Origin of the sequence: Blastococcus sp. LR1 (assembly GCF_020166105.1) — a bacterium.
GTDB lineage: Bacteria > Actinomycetota > Actinomycetes > Mycobacteriales > Geodermatophilaceae > Blastococcus.
On sequence record NZ_JAIUJY010000002.1, the window covers coordinates 595,880 to 612,720 of the forward strand.

Annotated in this window: 14 protein-coding genes; 3 read left to right on the plus strand and 11 right to left on the minus strand. The window is 73.7% G+C overall.

The window, feature by feature from the left end:
* Positions 1-5 precede the first annotated feature (5 nt).
* The 7 genes from mnhG to LBW97_RS07595 form a co-directional block, all read right to left on the minus strand.
* Positions 6-449, minus strand: coding sequence for a monovalent cation/H(+) antiporter subunit G (mnhG, locus tag LBW97_RS07565; RefSeq protein ID WP_224498793.1), 444 nt, complete (start codon positions 447-449; stop codon positions 6-8).
* On the minus strand, positions 446-787 hold the full coding sequence (locus LBW97_RS07570) for a monovalent cation/H+ antiporter complex subunit F (RefSeq protein ID WP_224498794.1): 342 nt from the start codon (positions 785-787) through the stop codon (positions 446-448). The genes mnhG and LBW97_RS07570 overlap by 4 nt, the downstream gene beginning before the upstream one ends.
* Positions 784-1,347 (minus strand): Na+/H+ antiporter subunit E, encoded by a 564-nt coding sequence (locus LBW97_RS07575; protein ID WP_224498795.1) that lies wholly within the window; start codon positions 1,345-1,347, stop codon positions 784-786. Before LBW97_RS07575 ends, LBW97_RS07570 begins: the two co-directional genes overlap by 4 nt.
* Entirely contained in the window at positions 1,344-3,083 is a 1,740-nt protein-coding gene (locus tag LBW97_RS07580; RefSeq protein WP_224498796.1) for a Na+/H+ antiporter subunit D, read from the minus strand. The genes LBW97_RS07575 and LBW97_RS07580 overlap by 4 nt, the downstream gene beginning before the upstream one ends.
* Positions 3,080-3,607 (minus strand): Na(+)/H(+) antiporter subunit C, encoded by a 528-nt coding sequence (locus LBW97_RS07585; RefSeq protein ID WP_224498797.1) that lies wholly within the window; start codon positions 3,605-3,607, stop codon positions 3,080-3,082. The genes LBW97_RS07580 and LBW97_RS07585 overlap by 4 nt, the downstream gene beginning before the upstream one ends.
* Positions 3,604-6,489 carry a Na+/H+ antiporter subunit A gene (locus LBW97_RS07590; RefSeq protein ID WP_224498798.1) on the minus strand — a complete coding sequence of 962 codons (2,886 nt, stop codon included), beginning with the start codon at positions 6,487-6,489 and terminating at the stop codon, positions 3,604-3,606. The genes LBW97_RS07585 and LBW97_RS07590 overlap by 4 nt, the downstream gene beginning before the upstream one ends.
* 198 nt (positions 6,490-6,687) lie before the next feature.
* Positions 6,688-8,505: an ABC-F family ATP-binding cassette domain-containing protein gene (locus tag LBW97_RS07595; protein ID WP_224498799.1), complete on the minus strand. Its 1,818-nt coding sequence runs from the start codon at positions 8,503-8,505 to the stop codon at positions 6,688-6,690.
* A gap of 153 nt (positions 8,506-8,658) precedes the next feature.
* Between LBW97_RS07595 and LBW97_RS07600 the strand changes: the two genes are divergently transcribed.
* Both LBW97_RS07600 and LBW97_RS07605 read left to right on the plus strand, forming a co-directional pair.
* On the plus strand, positions 8,659-9,690 hold the full coding sequence (locus LBW97_RS07600; RefSeq protein WP_224498800.1) for a pirin family protein: 1,032 nt from the start codon (positions 8,659-8,661) through the stop codon (positions 9,688-9,690).
* A 45-nt stretch (positions 9,691-9,735) separates the two neighbouring features.
* Positions 9,736-10,704, plus strand: a complete 969-nt coding sequence (locus tag LBW97_RS07605; protein ID WP_224498801.1) for a pirin family protein — start codon at positions 9,736-9,738, stop codon at positions 10,702-10,704.
* Here LBW97_RS07605 and LBW97_RS07610 read toward each other — a convergent pair.
* Both LBW97_RS07610 and LBW97_RS20205 read right to left on the minus strand, forming a co-directional pair.
* Positions 10,701-11,468 carry a VOC family protein gene (locus LBW97_RS07610; RefSeq protein ID WP_224499023.1) on the minus strand — a complete coding sequence of 256 codons (768 nt, stop codon included), beginning with the start codon at positions 11,466-11,468 and terminating at the stop codon, positions 10,701-10,703. The genes LBW97_RS07605 and LBW97_RS07610 overlap by 4 nt on opposite strands.
* Before the next feature lie 80 nt (positions 11,469-11,548).
* Complete coding sequence (locus tag LBW97_RS20205; protein WP_308010437.1) at positions 11,549-13,579, minus strand: TPM domain-containing protein; 2,031 nt, start codon at positions 13,577-13,579, stop codon at positions 11,549-11,551.
* 118 nt (positions 13,580-13,697) lie between these two features.
* Here LBW97_RS20205 and LBW97_RS07620 point away from each other — a divergent pair, with 118 nt between their 5' ends.
* The gene (locus tag LBW97_RS07620) at positions 13,698-14,072 is read left to right on the plus strand and encodes a Rieske (2Fe-2S) protein (RefSeq protein WP_224498802.1); all 375 of its coding nucleotides are present in this window, start codon (positions 13,698-13,700) and stop codon (positions 14,070-14,072) included.
* A 15-nt stretch (positions 14,073-14,087) separates the two neighbouring features.
* Here LBW97_RS07620 and LBW97_RS20370 read toward each other — a convergent pair whose 3' ends face one another.
* Together LBW97_RS20370 and LBW97_RS07630 are read right to left on the minus strand one after the other, a co-directional pair.
* Positions 14,088-15,785, minus strand: coding sequence for an ABC transporter ATP-binding protein (locus LBW97_RS20370; protein WP_224498803.1), 1,698 nt, complete (start codon positions 15,783-15,785; stop codon positions 14,088-14,090).
* The gene (locus LBW97_RS07630; protein ID WP_224498804.1) at positions 15,782-16,840 is read right to left on the minus strand and encodes an ABC transporter permease; all 1,059 of its coding nucleotides are present in this window, start codon (positions 16,838-16,840) and stop codon (positions 15,782-15,784) included. Before LBW97_RS07630 ends, LBW97_RS20370 begins: the two co-directional genes overlap by 4 nt.
* Position 16,841: the final 1 nt, after the last annotated feature.

Genomic DNA, 16,841 nt, shown 5'->3' on the forward strand with positions numbered 1-16,841 from the left:
GCGGCTCAGCGCGCCTCGTCCTCCTCGCGGCTCTTGGCCAGCGCCGCGCCGGGCTGCTCGGGCGGCGCGTCGGCGGGCTCGTCGCCCTGGTACACCCGGTCGCGCACGCCGCCACCGCTGTTCAGCTCGTCGACCATCAGCCGGTCGCGGCGCACGTGCCGGCGGCGGTAGGCCACGCGGCTGATCATGTGCGCGCTGACCGGGGCGGTCAGCATCTGGAACACGGCCACCAGCAGCAGCATCCAGGTCGCCGACCAGCCCTGCAGCCGGATCGCCGCGCCCACCATGATCAGCAGCACGCCGAGGACCTGGGGCTTGGTGCCGGCGTGCATGCGGGTGAGGACGTCGGGGAAACGCACCAGCCCCAGACCGGCGGTGAGGCACAGGAACGTGCCCAGGAGCAGCAGGACGATCGCCACTGCGTCGCGCACCATCTCCAGGGCGCTCACCGGGGTGCCTCCCCGGCGCGGGCGGCCCGTTCCTCGGCGGCCTCGGGCAGACCTACGTCCTGCCCGTCGTCCGCGGATCCGACCAGCATGCCGCCGATGTACCGGGCCACTGAGACGGATCCGACGAAGGCCAGCAGCGAGACCACCACGAGCACCGGGACGACGGTGGGGTCGCGCTCCAGCCCGGCGTGCACGGCGAGCCCGGCCGCGATGATGACCAGCAGGGTGTCGGTGGCCACCACGCGATCCAGCAGCGACGGGCCCATCCCGAGTCGGACGAGCGCCAGCAGGGCGCCCGCGCCGAGCATCCCGTAGGCGGCCCAGTAGACGATCGTCACGCCGTCCTCCCCCCGGCCGCGTCCAGCGCCGCGACCTCCTCGGGCGACCCGAAGGCGCGCACCACGCGGTTCTCCTCCGCCAGCACCGCGGCCCGTTGCCGCTCCAGGTCGGCCTCGTCGCGCACGTGCAGGACGTGCAGCGAGATCGTCCGCCGTTCCCGGTCCAGGTCGATCACCATCGAGCCCGGCACGAGCGTCAGCGACTCCGCCAGGATCGTCAGCAGCAGGTCGGAGTCCGTGCGGAGCTGCACCGTGATGATCGCGCTCCGGTCGATCCCGCTCGGCCGCACGGTCTGCCAGGCGACGAGCGCCCCCGAGCGCACGAGGTCGGCCACGAAGTGACCCACGAAGCGCAGCGTGGGCAGCGGGCGCACCCGGGAGCCGCCGACCACCGGCGGGAGGGGCAGCAGCAGCGTGACCCCGAGAGCCACGGCCGCCCCGCTGATCAGGTTGGCCCAGGACCAGGTGCCCCAGAGCAGGTTCCAGACCAGCACCAGCCAGACCAGCAGCGGGAGCTGGTGCCGGAGCCGGTGCGCGGCCGGGGACACGGGTTCGCTCACGGCACGTCCCCCCCGACGAAGACGGACTCGATGTAGGGGGTCCGGTCCCGGAGGTCGTCGGCCGCCCGCTCGGCCACGCCGTACAGCGGCCCGGCCAGTGCGGTCAGGCCGACGGTGACCACCACCATCGCGGTGGTCGAGGCGACCATGACGCGGGGCAGCGGGCGCAGCGGGCGCTCCCGCTCGTCGTCGTCGCCGAACCCGTCGGTGGTGGGGGTGGTCGCGGTCGCGACCGCCGTGTGCCGCTCCCAGGCCGCCCGCCGCGCCTCGGCGCGGTCACCGACGGTCGCTCCGACCGGCTCCTTCTCCCCCGCCGGCTGGTCCTGCTCGGCCGGGTCCGGCAGCGGACCGGGATCGAGGTCGGGCCCCGCTGCGGCCGCTGCCGCGTCGGACGTGTCGTCGGCCGGCGACTGCGCCGGGAGGCGCCAGAAGGCCCGGCTCCACACGCGCGAGATGGCCAGCAGCGTCAGGAGGCTGGTGACCGCGCCGCCCGCGACCAGGAGGATGGGCAGCCATCCGCCGTCGGCGATGCCCGCCTCGAGCAGGCCCAGCTTCCCGATGAAGCCGGAGAACGGCGGGATGCCCGCGAGGTTCATCGCCGGGACGAAGAACAGGATCGCGAGCAGCGGGGAGGCCGTGGCCAGTCCGCCCAGCCGGTTCACGCCTGTCGAGCCACCCTGGCGCTCGATCAGTCCGGCGACCAGGAACAGGGTCGTCTGGATGGCGATGTGGTGGACGACGTAGAAGATCGCCCCGGCCAGGCCGGCCGTGGACGCCAGCGAGATCCCGAAGACCATGTAGCCGATGTGGCTGACCAGGGTGAAGGAGAGGATCCGGCGGATGTCGGTCTGCGCCACCGCGCCCAGGATGCCCACCACCATCGTCGCCAGCGCGGCCCACATGAGCACCTGGTCCAGCGCGCCACCGGGGAACAGCAGCGTCTGGGTGCGGATGATCGCGTAGACGCCCACCTTGGTCAGCAGGCCGGCGAACACCGCGGTGACCGGCGCGGGGGCGGTCGGATAGCTGTCGGGCAGCCAGGCCGAGAGCGGGAACACCGCCGCCTTGATGCAGAAGGCGATCAGGAGCATCGACTGGAGCAGCAGCTGGGTGCCCTCGGGCAGCTCCGCGAGGCGCACGGCCAGCTGGGCCATGTTGACCGTCCCCGTCGCCGCGTAGACCAGCGCGATCGCGGCGAGGAACAGGATCGAGCTCAGCAGGCTCACGACGATGTAGGTGATGCCCGCCCGGATGCGGGCCGCCGAGCCGCCGAGGGTCAGGAGCACGTAGCTGGCGGTCAGCAGGATCTCGAAGCCGACGTAGAGGTTGAACAGGTCGCCGGCCAGGAAGGCGTTGGCGACGCCTGCGATCAGCACCAGGAACGTCGGGTGGAAGATCGAGATCGGCGTCTCCTCGTCGCCGTCCGCGGCACCCTGGCCGACGGCGAAGACGAGGACGCCGAGGGCCACGGTCGCGGCGACCACGAGCATCAGGGCCGAGAGCCGGTCGACGACGAGCACGACCCCCAGCGGCACCGGCCACCCGCCGACCGAGAGCGCGGCGGCCCCCTCGGAGTCGGCGAGCAGCAGGAGGGCCACGGAGACGGCGAGCACCGCGGTGAGCACCGCCACGCTCAGCGCGCGCTGCACCCGGGGGTGGCGGCCGCCCACCAGGAGGGCCGCCGCGGCGCCGAGCAGCGGCAGCAGGACCGGCAGCGGCGTGAGGACGCGGATCACCGCTTCCTCCCCCGGGTCGGCGGGAGGTCGATGTCGTCGGAGGCGATGCCGGAGTAGTACCGGGCCAGGCCGCGCTCGATGTCGTTGTCGGCGGCGAAGGTGTCGTCGTGCATCGCCGGGCGGTCCTCGGGGGCGAGGTCGTCGGGGTCGATGTCGTCGGCGTCGGTGTCCGACCGGCTCGCCACCCGGCGGTCCTCCTCGTCGACCTCGATCACCTCCTGGCGGACCAGCCGCCAGGACCGGTAGATGATCGCCAGCACGAAGGCGGCGATCCCGAAGGTGATGACGATCGCGGTGAGGATCAGCGCCTGCGGCAGCGGATCGCTCATCTCCTCGGCCTCGGCGTAGCCGAGGATCGGCGCCAGGCCGGACGGCCCGCCGGCCGACAGCAGGAGCAGGTTGGTGGCGTTGCCCAGCAGCAGGAAGCCCAGGAGCACCCGGGTGAGACTGCGGTCGAGCAGCAGGTAGACGCCGGCGGTGTAGAGCACGCCGATCACCACCGGCAGGACGACGGTCGGGGTCATCGGACGATCACCTCTCCGGGAGCGGCGTCGATCGGGTCGTCCTCGTCGACCTGGCGGTCGAGCTCCGCGCCGAGGCTCCGCAGGATGTCGAGCACCAGGCCCACCACGATCAGGTAGACGCCGATGTCGAAGAACAGCGACGTCACCAGCTTCACGTCGCCGAGCACCGGCAGCGTCGTCTCCAGGATCGCCGTCTGCAGGACGTCGGCACCGAGCAGCAGCCCGACGACACCCGTCGTCCCGGAGAACAGCAGCCCGACCCCGAGCAGCAGGCCCGGATCGACCGGCGCGGCCTCGCCCAGCTCGTACCGGCCACCGGCCAGGTAGCGCAGCACCAGCGCGAGACCTGCCACGAGGCCGCCCGCGAATCCGCCGCCCGGCTCGTTGTGCCCGCTGAACAGCAGGAACACCGAGAAGACCAGGATCGTGTGGAAGAGGACCCGGGTGATCACCTCGAGGATCACCGACCGCCGCTCCGGCGCCAGCGTGGCCGTGGCGGCCAGCCACTGCCCGCGGGGCGCCCGCCAGGAGCTGCGCTCCTGCCGCGCCAGCTGGACGGGGTCCAGGCGGTCGACGACGCCGGTCCGCCGCCGCAGGAACACCAGGCTGGCCACGCCGGTGGCGGCGACGACGACGAGCGAGAGCTCACCCAGGGTGTCCCAGGCGCGGATGTCCACCAGCGTCACGTTGACGATGTTCTGACCGCCGCCGAAGTCGTAGGCCGCCTCGGGATAGTCCACGGACACCGGCGTCGCGGTGCGCGCGCTCATCACCACCGCGCCGGCCGCGGCCATCAGCGCACCGATCCCGACGGCGATGACCCCCCGGCCCAGCCGCTCGCGGGGACGGTGCCGCTCGGTGATGTCCTTGGGCAGCTTGCGCAGCACCAGCACGAAGACGACCAGGGTCAGCGTCTCCACGAGGAACTGGGTGAGCGCCAGGTCCGGGGCGCCCTGCAGGGCGAAGAGCACCGCGAGGCCGTAGCCGGTCACGCCCACGACCAGGACCGCCGAGAGCCGCTGCCGGATCCGCAGCGCCAGGAACGCGGCGATGATCACGACCGCTCCGACCAGCGCCTGGACGGGGGTGTCCCACGCCCGCCACTGGTCCGGCCACGGCGCCCGGAAGAGCAGCACCGAGCCGGGCAGCGCCAGCACGACGACGAGGATCGTGCCGAGGTAGGCCGGCAGCGAGCCGCGCTGGGTGGTGCCGGTGACCAGGACGGCGATCCGGTCGAGCGCCTGCAGGGTGTTCCAGTACCCCTCGTCGGCGGAGGCGCCGACGGCGAGCCTGCGCTGGAACCGGAAGACCGGGGCCCGGGCGACGAAGAGCAGCGCACCGCCGACGACCGTCACCGCCGACAGCAGCAGGGCCGGCTGCAGGCCGTGCCACAGCGCCAGCTTCTCGGCCTTCTCGGCCACCGGCGCGAGCGTGTCGGCGTAGCTCGCGACCAGCGGCTCCAGCAGCGGGCTGAACGGGCCGGCGAGCAGGCCGACGAGGGCCAGGACGGCGGGCGCGGCCAGGAACAGGGCGCTCGGCGGGTGGACCAGCTCAGCCGGCTCGGTCTCCGCCAGGTCCGGCTTGCGGGCGAAGGCGCCCCAGACGAAGCGCGCCGTGTAGGCCGCCGTGAGCACCGACCCGAGCACCAGGCCGGTGAGCACCGCGAGCGCGGCCGTGCGGTCGGGCAGCCCGCCGTCCAGCAGCGCGGTGAACGCCGCCTCCTTGCCGACGAAGCCCAGCAGCGGGGGCAGGCCGGCCATGGAGGCGGCGGCCAGCGTGCCGATGACGGCGAGCACCGGCAACCGCCGGCCGAGACCGGAGAGCCGGCGCAGGTCGCGCACACCGGTCGCGTGGTCGATGACGCCGACGGTGAGGAAGAGGGTGGACTTGAACAGCGCGTGGGCGAGCGTCATCGCCAGGCCGGCTGCGGCCAGCTCCCGGCTGCCCGCGCCGACGAGCACCATCAGGAAGCCCAGCTGGCTCACCGTGCCGAAGGCCAGCAACAGCTTGAGGTCGTTCTGCCGCAGCGCGCGGTAGCCCCCGACCAGCATCGTGGCCAGGCCCAGCCCGATGACCACCGGCCGCCAGCCCGGCACGTCGGCGAAGCCGGGCGCCAGCCGGGCCACCAGGTAGATGCCGGCCTTCACCATGGCCGCGGCGTGCAGGTAGGCGCTGACCGGCGTGGGGGCCTCCATCGCGGCCGGCAACCAGAAGTGGAACGGGATCATCGCCGACTTCGTCACCGCGCCGGCGAGGACCAGCATCGTCCCGGCCACGAGCAGCGGGCCGCTGCCCGGATCGGCGACGACCTCCGACAGCAGATAACTGCCACTCGTCTCGCCCAGCATGATCAGGCCGATCAGCATCGCCAGCCCACCGGCAGTGGTGAGGATCAGCGCCTGGCTCGCCGCGCGGCGGGCGGCCAGCTTGGTGCCCGCGCCACCGATGAGCAGGTAGGAGAAGACGGTGGTGAGCTCCCAGAACACGTACAGCAGCAGCAGGTCGTCGGCGAGGACGAGCCCGAGCATCGAGCCGGCAAAGGCGGTGAGGGTGCCCGCGAACCGGGCGGTCCCCTCGTCGTCCGGTTCGAAGTAGCGCGCGCAGTAGAGCAGCACCAGCGCCCCGACGCCGGTGACCAGGAGCGCGAAGGTCAGCGAGAGCGCGTCCAGCCGGAGCGCGATCTCGAGGTCGAGCTGCGGAACCCAGGGCACGGTCTCCTGCAGCGCACCGCCGTCGGTGATGCGGCCGAGCCGGCTCAGCACCCACCCGAAGGCGGCGGCCGGCACCAGGGCGAGCACGAGGAGGGCGTTCCGGCCCCACCACCGCAGCAGGACCGGTGCCAGCACGGCCGCGACCAGGTGGAGGAGCAGGAGTGCGAGCACGGGTCTCCGGGGAGTCGGTGGGGCTTCTCGGACACCACAGACGTCGGGCGACGGCCGGCGGTGACGCCCAGACTACCGGGCCGCCCGGACCACCCCCGCCGCCGCGGAATGATCAGGAGACCTGATCATTCCGCGTCCTGGCTCACGGTCGACGGTGAGCCAGGACGACCGATGGTGAGCCAGGACGTCGGCGGGGGTTCAGCCCTCGGCGAGCTCGGACGCCGCCAGCCAGGCCTCCTCGACCTCGGCCTTCTCCGCCTGCAGCGCCTTGAGCTGCGCGTCGAGCTCGGCGGCCTTGCCGTAGTCGTTCGCGGCGGCCGCCAGCTGCTCGTGCAGCTTCTTCTCGTCGGCGTCCAGCTTGAGCATCCGGCGCTCGAGCTTGCTCGCCTCCTTCTTGGCCGCGCGCGACTCGGCGGCGGAGACGGCGGGGGCCGCGGTGGAGGGGGCCCCGACCGCGCGGTTGCCGCCGTCACCGGCCGAGGTGAGCGGCGCCCCGCCCGCGGCGCGGCGGCGCAGGTACTCGTCCACCCCACCCGGCAGCTCGGCCAGCGAGCCGTCGCCGAGCAGCGCCACGACCTTGTCGCAGACGCGGTCGACGAAGTACCGGTCGTGGCTGACCACCAGCACCGTGCCGGGGAAGCTGTCGAGCAGGTCCTCCAGCGCGGTCAGGGTGTCGATGTCCAGGTCGTTGGTGGGCTCGTCGAGCACCAGGACGTTGGGCTCGGCCATGAGCAGGCGCAGCAGCTGCAGCCGGCGCCGCTCGCCGCCGGAGAGGTCGCCGACCGGCGTCCACTGCCGGTTGGCCGCGAAGCCGAACCGCTCGGCCAGCGTCGAGGCGGAGATCTCCTGGTTGCCGATCCGGGCCAGCCGGGCGACGTCCTGCACCGCCTCCAGCACGCGGGCCTTCGGGGGCAGCTCGGTGACGTGCTGCGAGAGGTAGGTCGGCGAGACGGTCTGGCCGACGACGATCGTGCCGGAGTCGGGCTTGGTCTCCCCCACCAGCAGCTTCAGCAGCGAGGTCTTGCCAGCACCGTTGACGCCGACGATGCCGATCCGGTCACCGGGCCCGACGTTCCAGGTCAGGTCCTTGAACAGCGTGCGCGGACCGTCGTCGGTGGGAACGGCGTAGTCGACGTCCTCGACGTCGTAGACGGTCTTGCCGAGCCGCTTGGCGGCGAAGCCCTTGAGCGCCATCGAGTCGCGCGCCGGGGGCTCGTCGGCGATCAGCGCCTGGGCCGCCTCGATGCGGAACTTCGGCTTGCTGGTGCGGGCCGGCGGGCCGCGCCGCAGCCAGGCCAGCTCCTTGCGGACCAGGTTGAGGCGCCGCTCCTCGGTGACCGAGGCGATGCGGGAGCGCTCGGCCCGGGCCAGCGTGTAGGCGGAGTAGCCGCCGTCGTAGGAGTGCACGCTGCCGTCGGCGACCTCCCACGTGGTGGTGCAGACCTCGTCGAGGAACCACCGGTCGTGGGTGACGACCACCATGCCGCCCTGGCGGGCCTTCACGTACTCGGCCAGCCACGCGACGCCTTCGACGTCGAGGTGGTTGGTCGGCTCGTCGAGGATCAGCAGGTCCAGCGGCCGGATGAGCTGGGCGGCCAGCGCGACGCGGCGGCGCTCGCCACCGGACATCGGGGCGACCGGGGCGTCGAGGCCGAGCCGGTCGAGCTCCAGCCCGGTGAGCACCGAGCGGACGGCGGGGTCGCCGGCCCACTCGTGCTCCGCGGCGAACATCGACGGCGGGAGGACGACGTCGCGCACCGTCGTCCCGGCCGGAAGCGTGCCGGACTGGTCGAGCACGCCCATCGCCATGTCGCCGCGGCGGGTGACCCGGCCGGAGTCGGGGTCGTCGGTGCCGGTCAGCAGCGAGAGCAGCGTGCTCTTGCCGCCGCCGTTGCGGCCGACGACGCCGATCCGCTCACCCGCGGCGACGCCGAGCGAGACGTCGTCGAGGATCACGGTGGTGCCGTGGGCCTTGGACACCCGCTCGAGGTTGACCAGGTTCAGGGGCGCGCTCATCGGCTGCTCGGATACGTCATGAGGCCCCCAGTATCCGACGCCGCGGTTCCCGGGGGCGACGCCGGTGCCGAAGGGGCCCCGCATCCGGGGAATAGACAGCTGCGGAACGGGGCTGCAGCGGCAAGTGGTTGAAGGCTCAACGAGGAGGCCGGCATGCCCGCAGTGACAGTCGAGGACACCACCGCCCTGCCGCGGGTGCCCCTCCCTGAGCCCCGCACCGTCCGCCGCCGCACCAGGTCGGTGACGACGGCGCCGTCGGGCTTCGAGGGCGAGGGCTTCCCGGTGCGCCGGGCGTTCGCCGGGGTGGACCTGCACGCCCTGGACCCGTTCATCCACATGGACCAGATGGGCGAGGTCGAGTACGCGCCGGGCGAGCCGAAGGGCACCAGCTGGCACCCGCACCGCGGCTTCGAGACCGTCACCTACCTGATCGACGGCACCTTCGAGCACGCCGACTCCCACGGCGGCGGCGGCACGATCAGCAACGGGGACACCCAGTGGATGACCGCGGGAAGCGGCGTCCTGCACATCGAGCGCCCGCCGGAGCAGCTGGTGAGCAGCGGCGGCCTCTTCCACGGGCTGCAGCTGTGGGTGAACCTGCCCCGCGCCCAGAAGTGGGTGGAGCCGCGCTACCAGGACCTGCGGGCGAACTCCTCGGTCCTGCTGGCCAGCGCCGACGCCGGCGCCCTGCTGCGCGTGATCGCCGGCGACGTCGCCGGGCACACCGGCCCCGGCTCGACCTACACACCGATGGCGATGGTGCACGCGACGGTGTCCCCCGGCGCCACCCTCGACCTGCCGTGGCGGCCGGACTTCAACGCGCTGGTCTACGTCCTCTCCGGCGCCGGATCGGTGGGCATCGACGGCGCCCCCGTGCGCACCGGCCAGCTCGCGGTGCTGGGCCCCGGTGACACGGTGACGATCAACGGCGCCGTCCACCAGGAGTCGCGCACGCCGGCGCTGGACGTCGTCGTCCTCGGTGGCGCGCCGATCCGCGAGCCGATCGCCATGTACGGGCCGTTCGTGATGAACACCCGGCAGGAGGTGCAGGACGCCTTCGCCGACTTCTCCGCGGGGCGGCTGGGCACCGTGCCGGCACTCCGGGTCGGGTCGCCGGTTCCATCTTTCCGCCCGCCCACCGTCCCCCACAGCCACGTCCGGGGTCAGACTGGCCAGCAGGCGTGAGGCCCTGATGGCCGTTGTGGCCTCGCACGAGGCGGAGGACATCCCATGAGCAACCTCGATCGCCGCCCCGCGGCCCGCCAACTCGGCGGCACGGAGCAGACCTCGACCGGTCCGGTGCTGGACCTGCTGCCCGCCAAGGAGGTGCTCCTGGGCGAGTCCACGCGGGTGCGCCGGCTGCTGCCCACCCTGGGCCGGCGGATGGTCGGCGCGTGGGTGTTCGTGGACCACTACGGCCCCGACGACATCTCCACTGCTCCCGGCATGCAGGTGGCGCCGCATCCGCACACCGGCCTGCAGACCGTCTCCTGGCTGCTCGACGGCGAGGTGCACCACCGCGACTCGCTCGGCAGCGACGCCATGGTCCGGCCGGGCGAGCTCGCCCTGATGACCGCCGGGCACGGCATCTCGCACTCCGAGCAGTCCCCGGCGACGCACCCGCGCTTCCTGCACGGCGCGCAGCTGTGGGTCGCCCTGCCCGACGCCTCCCGCGAGGTGGCGCCGCACTTCGAGCACCACCACACGCTGCCCGGCTTCAGCTCCGACGGTGTGCGCAGCACGGTGCTCATGGGCACCTTCGCGGGCACCAGCTCACCCGGCCGTGCCTACACCCCGATCGTCGGCGCCGATCTCGACCTCGCTTCGGGCGCCGACGTCGAGATCCCGCTCGAACCGGACTTCGAGTACGCGCTGCTGGCCTCCTCCGGGGTCGCCTCGATCGAGGACGTGCGGCTGGAGCGCGGCGCGATGCTCTACCTGGGCACCGGCCGGCGGACGCTGCGGCTCCGCGCCGCCGAGGCGGCCCGGCTGCTGCTGCTCGGCGGCGAACCGTTCGAGGAGCGCCTGGTGATGTGGTGGAACTTCGTCGGCCGCGCCGGTGAGGAGATCGCCGGCTACGCCGAGCAGTGGAACGCCGAGGACGCACGGTTCGGCACCGTCGACGGCTACGACGGCGACCGGCTCTCCGCCCCGCCGCTGCCACCGGTGCCGCTGCTGGCCCGCGGCCGGGTCCGCTAGCTGCCCTCGGCCGCCGAGGTCTCCATGATCGAGAACACCGCATCCCAGGGGTCCTGGAGCACCGCGAACCGGCCGTAGGGGCTGTCCATCGGCCCCACCGTCACGGTGCCGCCGCGTTCCGCGACCCGGGCCACCGTGTCGTCGGCCGACGCCACCGCGAAGCAGACCGACCAGCCCGCCGGCCCACCGGTGGAGAGCCCGCCGAGACCGCCGAGCGGGTCGCCGGTCGTGGCGAAGGTGCTGTAGTCCATCTCCGCGTCCACCGGCTCGAAGCGGAAGCCGAAGACGGTGCCGTAGAACGCCCGGGCCTGCTCGGTGTCGGCCACGGCCACCTCGTTCCACACCAGCGAGCCCGGCTCGTTGTACCGGCGGACACCGGTGTGCTCGCCGGACTGCCACAGCCCGAACCCGTTGCCCTGCGGGTCGATGGCGATCGTCATGGTGCCGAGCGCGCCGATCTGCATCGGCTCCACCATGACCGTGCCGCCCGCCTCCCGGATCGCGGCGACCGTGGCCTGCGAGTCGTCGGTGGCGAAGTAGGTGGTCCAGCCGTTGGGCTGATCGGCGTCCATGCTCGGACCGAAGCCCGCCACCGGTTCACCGCCGAGCAGCGCGTTCAGGTAGCCGCCGTACTCGGCATCGCCGTCGGTGAAGCTCCAGCCGAGCAGGTCGGCGTAGAAGGCCTGCGCGGCCGGCATGTCGCCGGCGCCGTAGTCGATCCAGCACGGCGTTCCGGCCGGCCAGGGAGTGGTTCGAGTGGGCATGGGGTCCTCCTCGTCGAGGTCTGCGGAGGACCACCGTGGCACCGACCACCGACAGTTCCCAGGGGTCGCCCTCCGCCGCGCTAGAAGCGCCCGCCCCCGGAGCTGCGGCCCCCACCGCCACCGAACGAGCCACCGCCGCCGCTGCGGCCCCCGAAGCCACCCCCGCCGCCGAAGCCACCCCCGAAACCGCCGCCGAAGCCACCGGAGGACCGGCCACCGCCCAGCAGGATCCCGCCGAGCACGAGGCTGCCCAGGTCGACGCCACCGCGCCGGTACCCGCCGCCGAACCCGCCGGGCATCCCGCCGCCGTAGCCGCCGGAGTTCCACCGGTTCACGTCGTCCTGCGCCAGGTCCAGTGCGTTCTGGGCGAGCAGTCCTGCCTGGTGCGCCGACCGCACCGCCGAGACCGGGTCGGTCCGTCCCTGGTCGACGGCGGCCTCGAGGTACCGCCGGGCCTCGGCCAGCCGGGTGCGGGCCTCGGGCCCGACGGCGCCGCGCCGGGTGTCGATGAAGTCGGTCGCGGCGGCGACCGTCGAGCGGGCCGTGAGCAGAGCCTGGTCCAGAGCACCCGCCGCGCGGCGGGCCTGCGTCTGCGCGTCCCGGGCCGCCCCGAGGGCCTGCTCGAGCGCGTCGTCGGCGTCCTCGAGCTGGCGCAGGGCGGCCAGCGGATCTCCGGGTGAGCCGTCGGCCGGGCGCAGCGCGGTCTCGGCCGCCGCGAGCGCCGTCTCGGCCCGGGCGATCTGCGGCTCCAGGCCGCTGCGGTCGCCGGCGCGGACCAGCGCGTGCGCCTCGGCCAGGTCCTTCTCCGTCTCCGCCCGCACGGCGGCGATCCCGCTCGCGGCGGCATCGAGGTCCGCGGCCAGCCGGCCCACGGCGTCCAGGAGCTGCTCGGTCTGGGCCACGGCGTCCTCGGCGGCGCGGAGGTCGCCGACGGCGTCCCCTCCCCTGCCTGCGTCGAGCGCCTCGCGGGCCTCCCGGATCTCCTGGTCCGCCGCGTCCAGCCGTGCTCCGGCCTGCGTGACGTTGTCGGCGACCGCCGCGACGGCCGAGCCCGCGAAGCGCTGCCGGAGCCCCGCGAGCCGCTGCTCCTCCTGCGGCAGCCGGGCGCGCAGAGCCGCGATCCGCGGCCCGAGCGCGTCCAGCACCTGCGGAGCGTTCTTCTCCAGGTCACGCAGCTGCTGGAAGGCCGCGCTCTGCTCGTCGAGGCGCGCGTCCGCCGCCGCGGTGAGCGAGAGGATCTCGGCGAGCATCCGCCGCGTCGTCGGCTCGTCCTCCGGGATCTCGTCGTCCAGCTGCTGCCGCAGCGAGAACGCACGCGCGACCTCGGCCTTCGACTGGTCCAGCGCCGCACCGAACCCGGCCACCGACTCCTCCCCGTACTGGACGCGGGCGAAGTCGAGGTCGAGCTGCGAGGTCTTCACCGCCTCGTCCAGCTCGAGCAGCGCCTCGCTGGCGCGGCCCTGCAGCTGGTCGGTCGGCGTGCCCTCGTAGGGGTCCCGCTCCCGACGCCGTCCGGCCGGGAGCGCGGCGCCGCCGCGGTTCCGCCGCGAGCGGCTCACCAGGTAGGCCCCGCCCCCGACGACGGCGATGCCGCCCAGCACCAGCAGGGTCCCGCCCCCGCTCCCCGACGAGCCGTTCCCGGAGTCGCCGGCCGCGGCTCCCTCCCCGCCCAGCACGGCGGCGAAGGCGCTCGCTCCGCCGGCCCAGTCGCCCTCGGCGAGGTAGGGCTCGACCTCCTCGGCGGCCCGGTCGTCCAGCTCCGCCTGCGAGAGCGACGCCGCGGGCGGGCGAGAGAAGCTGTAGGCGCGGTCCTCGACGGCGACCGCGAGCAGCGCCTCGTTGCGGCCCAGCTGGCTCAGCTCGGCAGTGGCGCTCGCCCAGTCCCTGGGCTGGGCACCGTCGAAGCTGGCGACGAACACCACGAACAGCTGGATCCCGTTCGCCCGGCGCAGCTCGTCGACGGCCTCGGCGACCTCGTCCTCGCGTCCCCGCAGCGCGCCCACCTCGTCGGTCACCTGGTCGGCGAGCCGGAAGGGTGGCACCGCGTACGCCGGGCCGCCGGTGAGGACCAGCAGGGCGAGCACGCCCAGGACGACGCACAACCGGCGCACGAAAGGACCTCCTGGACGCGAAATTGGAACGCTCGCGACCCTACCGACGGCCGAGGGGTCCGGCCCGGCCGCCGTGGGTAGGGGCGGTCGGCGACACCCCACCGATCCAGGAGGTCCTGTGCCCGACCGCGACTCCGTCCCCGCCGCCGATCTGCCTCCCGGCACCGTGCGCCGGGTCGGCGACTGGGCGGTGGGCAACCGCGGTCCGGGGCCCGACGGCGAGGACCGGCACTTCGCGGTCAGCCGGGTCTGCCGGCACCAGCTGGCCGACCTGTCGAAGGGAACGGTGGACGCCGACGGCTGCCTGGTCTGCCCCTGGCACCAGAGCCGCTACGACGTCCGCACCGGCGAGATGGTCGACGGTCCGAAGGGCTTCCTCGGCTACCACGGGCCGACGCCGATCTACACGCAGTTGGTGCGCCTGGTCGGCTCGGTGGCCCGGCTGCGCGTGCGCCGGGCCACCCGCCGGGGCGACGACGTCGTCCTCGAGTGAAGGACCGCCCGCCGACTACGTGTTGAGCTGCTCCCAGGCCGCGCGGCGGCGAGGCTGCTCGGCCGGGTCCGGCACGGGCAGCGAGGCCAGCAGCCGCTGCGTGTAGGGGTGCTGCGGGTTGCCCAGCACCTCCGCACCGGTGCCCTCCTCGACCAGTGAGCCGCGGTAGAGCACCGCGATCCGGTCGGCGAGCAGGTCGACGACGGCGAGGTCGTGGCTGATGAACAGCGCCGCGAACCCGAACTCGCGCTGCAGCTCGTCGAAGAGCTCCAGCACGCGCGCCTGCACCGAGACGTCGAGCGCCGAGGTGGGCTCGTCGGCGATCAGCAGCTCGGGCTGGAGCGCCAGCGCGCGGGCGAGGCTGGCCCGCTGACGCTGCCCGCCGGAGAGCTCGTGCGGGAAGCGGTCGCCGAACGCCTTGGGCAGCTGCACCGCCTCGAGCAGCTCGTCGACCCGGCCGCGCGCCTCGCGGGCGTCGCCGGCCCGCTTGTGCACGACCAGCGGCTCGGCCACCGCCTCGGCGATGGTCAGCAGCGGGTTGAAGCTCGAGGCCGGGTCCTGGAAGACGAAGCCGATCCGCTCGCGGACCGGCCGGAACGCCTTCTGCTTGACGCCGTTCATCTCGGTGCCGAGCACCTGCAGCGAGCCGCCGGTGACCTTGGTCAGCCCGGCGATCGCGCGGCCGATCGTCGTCTTGCCGCTGCCGCTCTCGCCCACCAGGCCGAGCACCTCGCCGGGCCGGATGGCGAGGTCGACGCCGTCCACGGCCACGAAGTCGGGCTGGCGCAGCCGGCCGGGATAGACGATCCGCAGGTCGCGCGCCTCGACCACCGGCGTGCTGCCGGCCCAGCCGGCGGCCCGCCGCGAACCTCGCTCGACTGCCCGCGCCGACCCCTCGCCCAGCCGCGGCACCGAGGCCAGCAGCTTCTGCGTGTACGGGTCCTGCGGGGAGGCGAAGAGGGTGGCGACGTCGGCCTGCTCCACGATCTTCCCGTGGTACATGACCGCCACGCGGTCGGCGAGGTCGGCGACCACGCCCATGTTGTGCGTGATCAGCACGATCGCGGTGCCGAACTCGTCGCGGCAGCGCCGCAGCAGCTCGAGGATCTCGGCCTGCACGGTCACGTCGAGGGCCGTGGTCGGCTCGTCGGCGATGATCACGCCGGGGTCGAGCACGAGCGCCTGGGCGATGACGATGCGCTGCTTCTGCCCGCCGGAGAACTGGTGCGGATAGTGGTCGATCCGCTTCTCCGGGTCGGGGATGCCGACGCGGCGCATCACGTCGATCACCTTCGCGCGGGCCTCGGCGCGGCTGTACCTGCCGTGCGCGTGCAGGCCCTCCGCGATCTGCCAGCCCACCGGGTAGACCGGGTTCAGCGCGGTCGAGGGCTCCTGGAACACCATCGCCGCGTCGACCCCGCGGACGTCGCCCAGCTGCCGGGGCGAGAGGCTCGCGACGTCGTGGGTCGTGCCGCCGTCCTTGCTGGTGAGCAGCACCGCGCCGCGCGTGGTCGCGGTCTCCGGCAGCAGACCCAGGATGGTGCGGGCGGTGACGGTCTTGCCGCTGCCGCTCTCGCCGACGATCGCCAGCACCTCACCGGCGGCCACCGACAGCGTCACGCCCTTGACGGCGGCGACGTCGCCGTTGTCCGTGGCGAAGGAGACGGTGAGGTCGTCGATGCCGACGACCTCGCGGGCGGGGGTGGCGGTCACAGTCCGGCCTCCTTCACGGGCTCGCGATCGGTGGGGACCGCGGCCGCGGCCGGCACCACGGAGGTCCCGGCGACGTCGGCGGGCGAGGTGCCGCCCCGACGGCGGACGCGCAGCCGCGGGTCGGCCAGGTCGTTGAGGCTCTCGCCGACCAGGGTCAGGCCGAGCACGACCAGCACGATCGCCAGGCCCGGGAACAGCGAGGTCCACCAGATGCCGCTGGTGACGTCGGACAGCGACTTCTGCAGGTCGTAGCCCCACTCCGAGGCGGCGGTGGGCTCGATGCCGAAGCCGAGGAAGCCCAGGCCGGCCAGCGTCAGGATCGCCTCGGAGGCGTTCAGCGTGAGGATCAGCGGCAGCGTGCGGGTCGCGTTGCGGAAGACGTGCCGCGACATGATCCGCCAGTGCCCGGCGCCGATCACGCGGGCGGACTCGACGTAGGCCTCGGCCTTGATCCGCACGGTCTCGGCGCGCACCACCCGCAGGTACTGCGGCACGAAGATGACCGTGATGGAGATGGCCGCGGCCATGATGCCGCCGGCCAGGCTGGACTCACCGCCGTTGAGCACGATGCCCACGACGATCGCCAGCAGCAGCGAGGGGAAGGCGTAGATCGCGTCGGCGATGACCACGAGCACGCGGTCCAGCCAGCCACCGAAGTAGCCCGACACGAGGCCGAGCAGGACGCCCAGCACGATCGACATCGCGACGGCCGCGACAATCACCAGCAGCGCCGTCCGCGAGCCCCAGATCACCCGGGACAGCACGTCGTAGCCGCCGACCGTCGTCCCCAGCAGGTGCTCGGACGACGGCGGCTGCTGGGCGCCGAAGGGCCCGGACGGGTCACGCAGCTGGCTGTACTCGTAGGGCGCCAGCAGCGGCGCGAGCAGCGCCGTCAGCAGGAAGATGCCGGTGAGCACCAGGCCTGTGACCAGCATGCCGCGCTGCAGGCCGACGCTCTGCCGGACCTGGCGGACGACGGGCAGCCCGCGCCAGCCGCGCGGCCGGCGCTCGGAGGACGTCGCGGTGGACGTCCCAGGGGTGGCGACGGTGGCCATC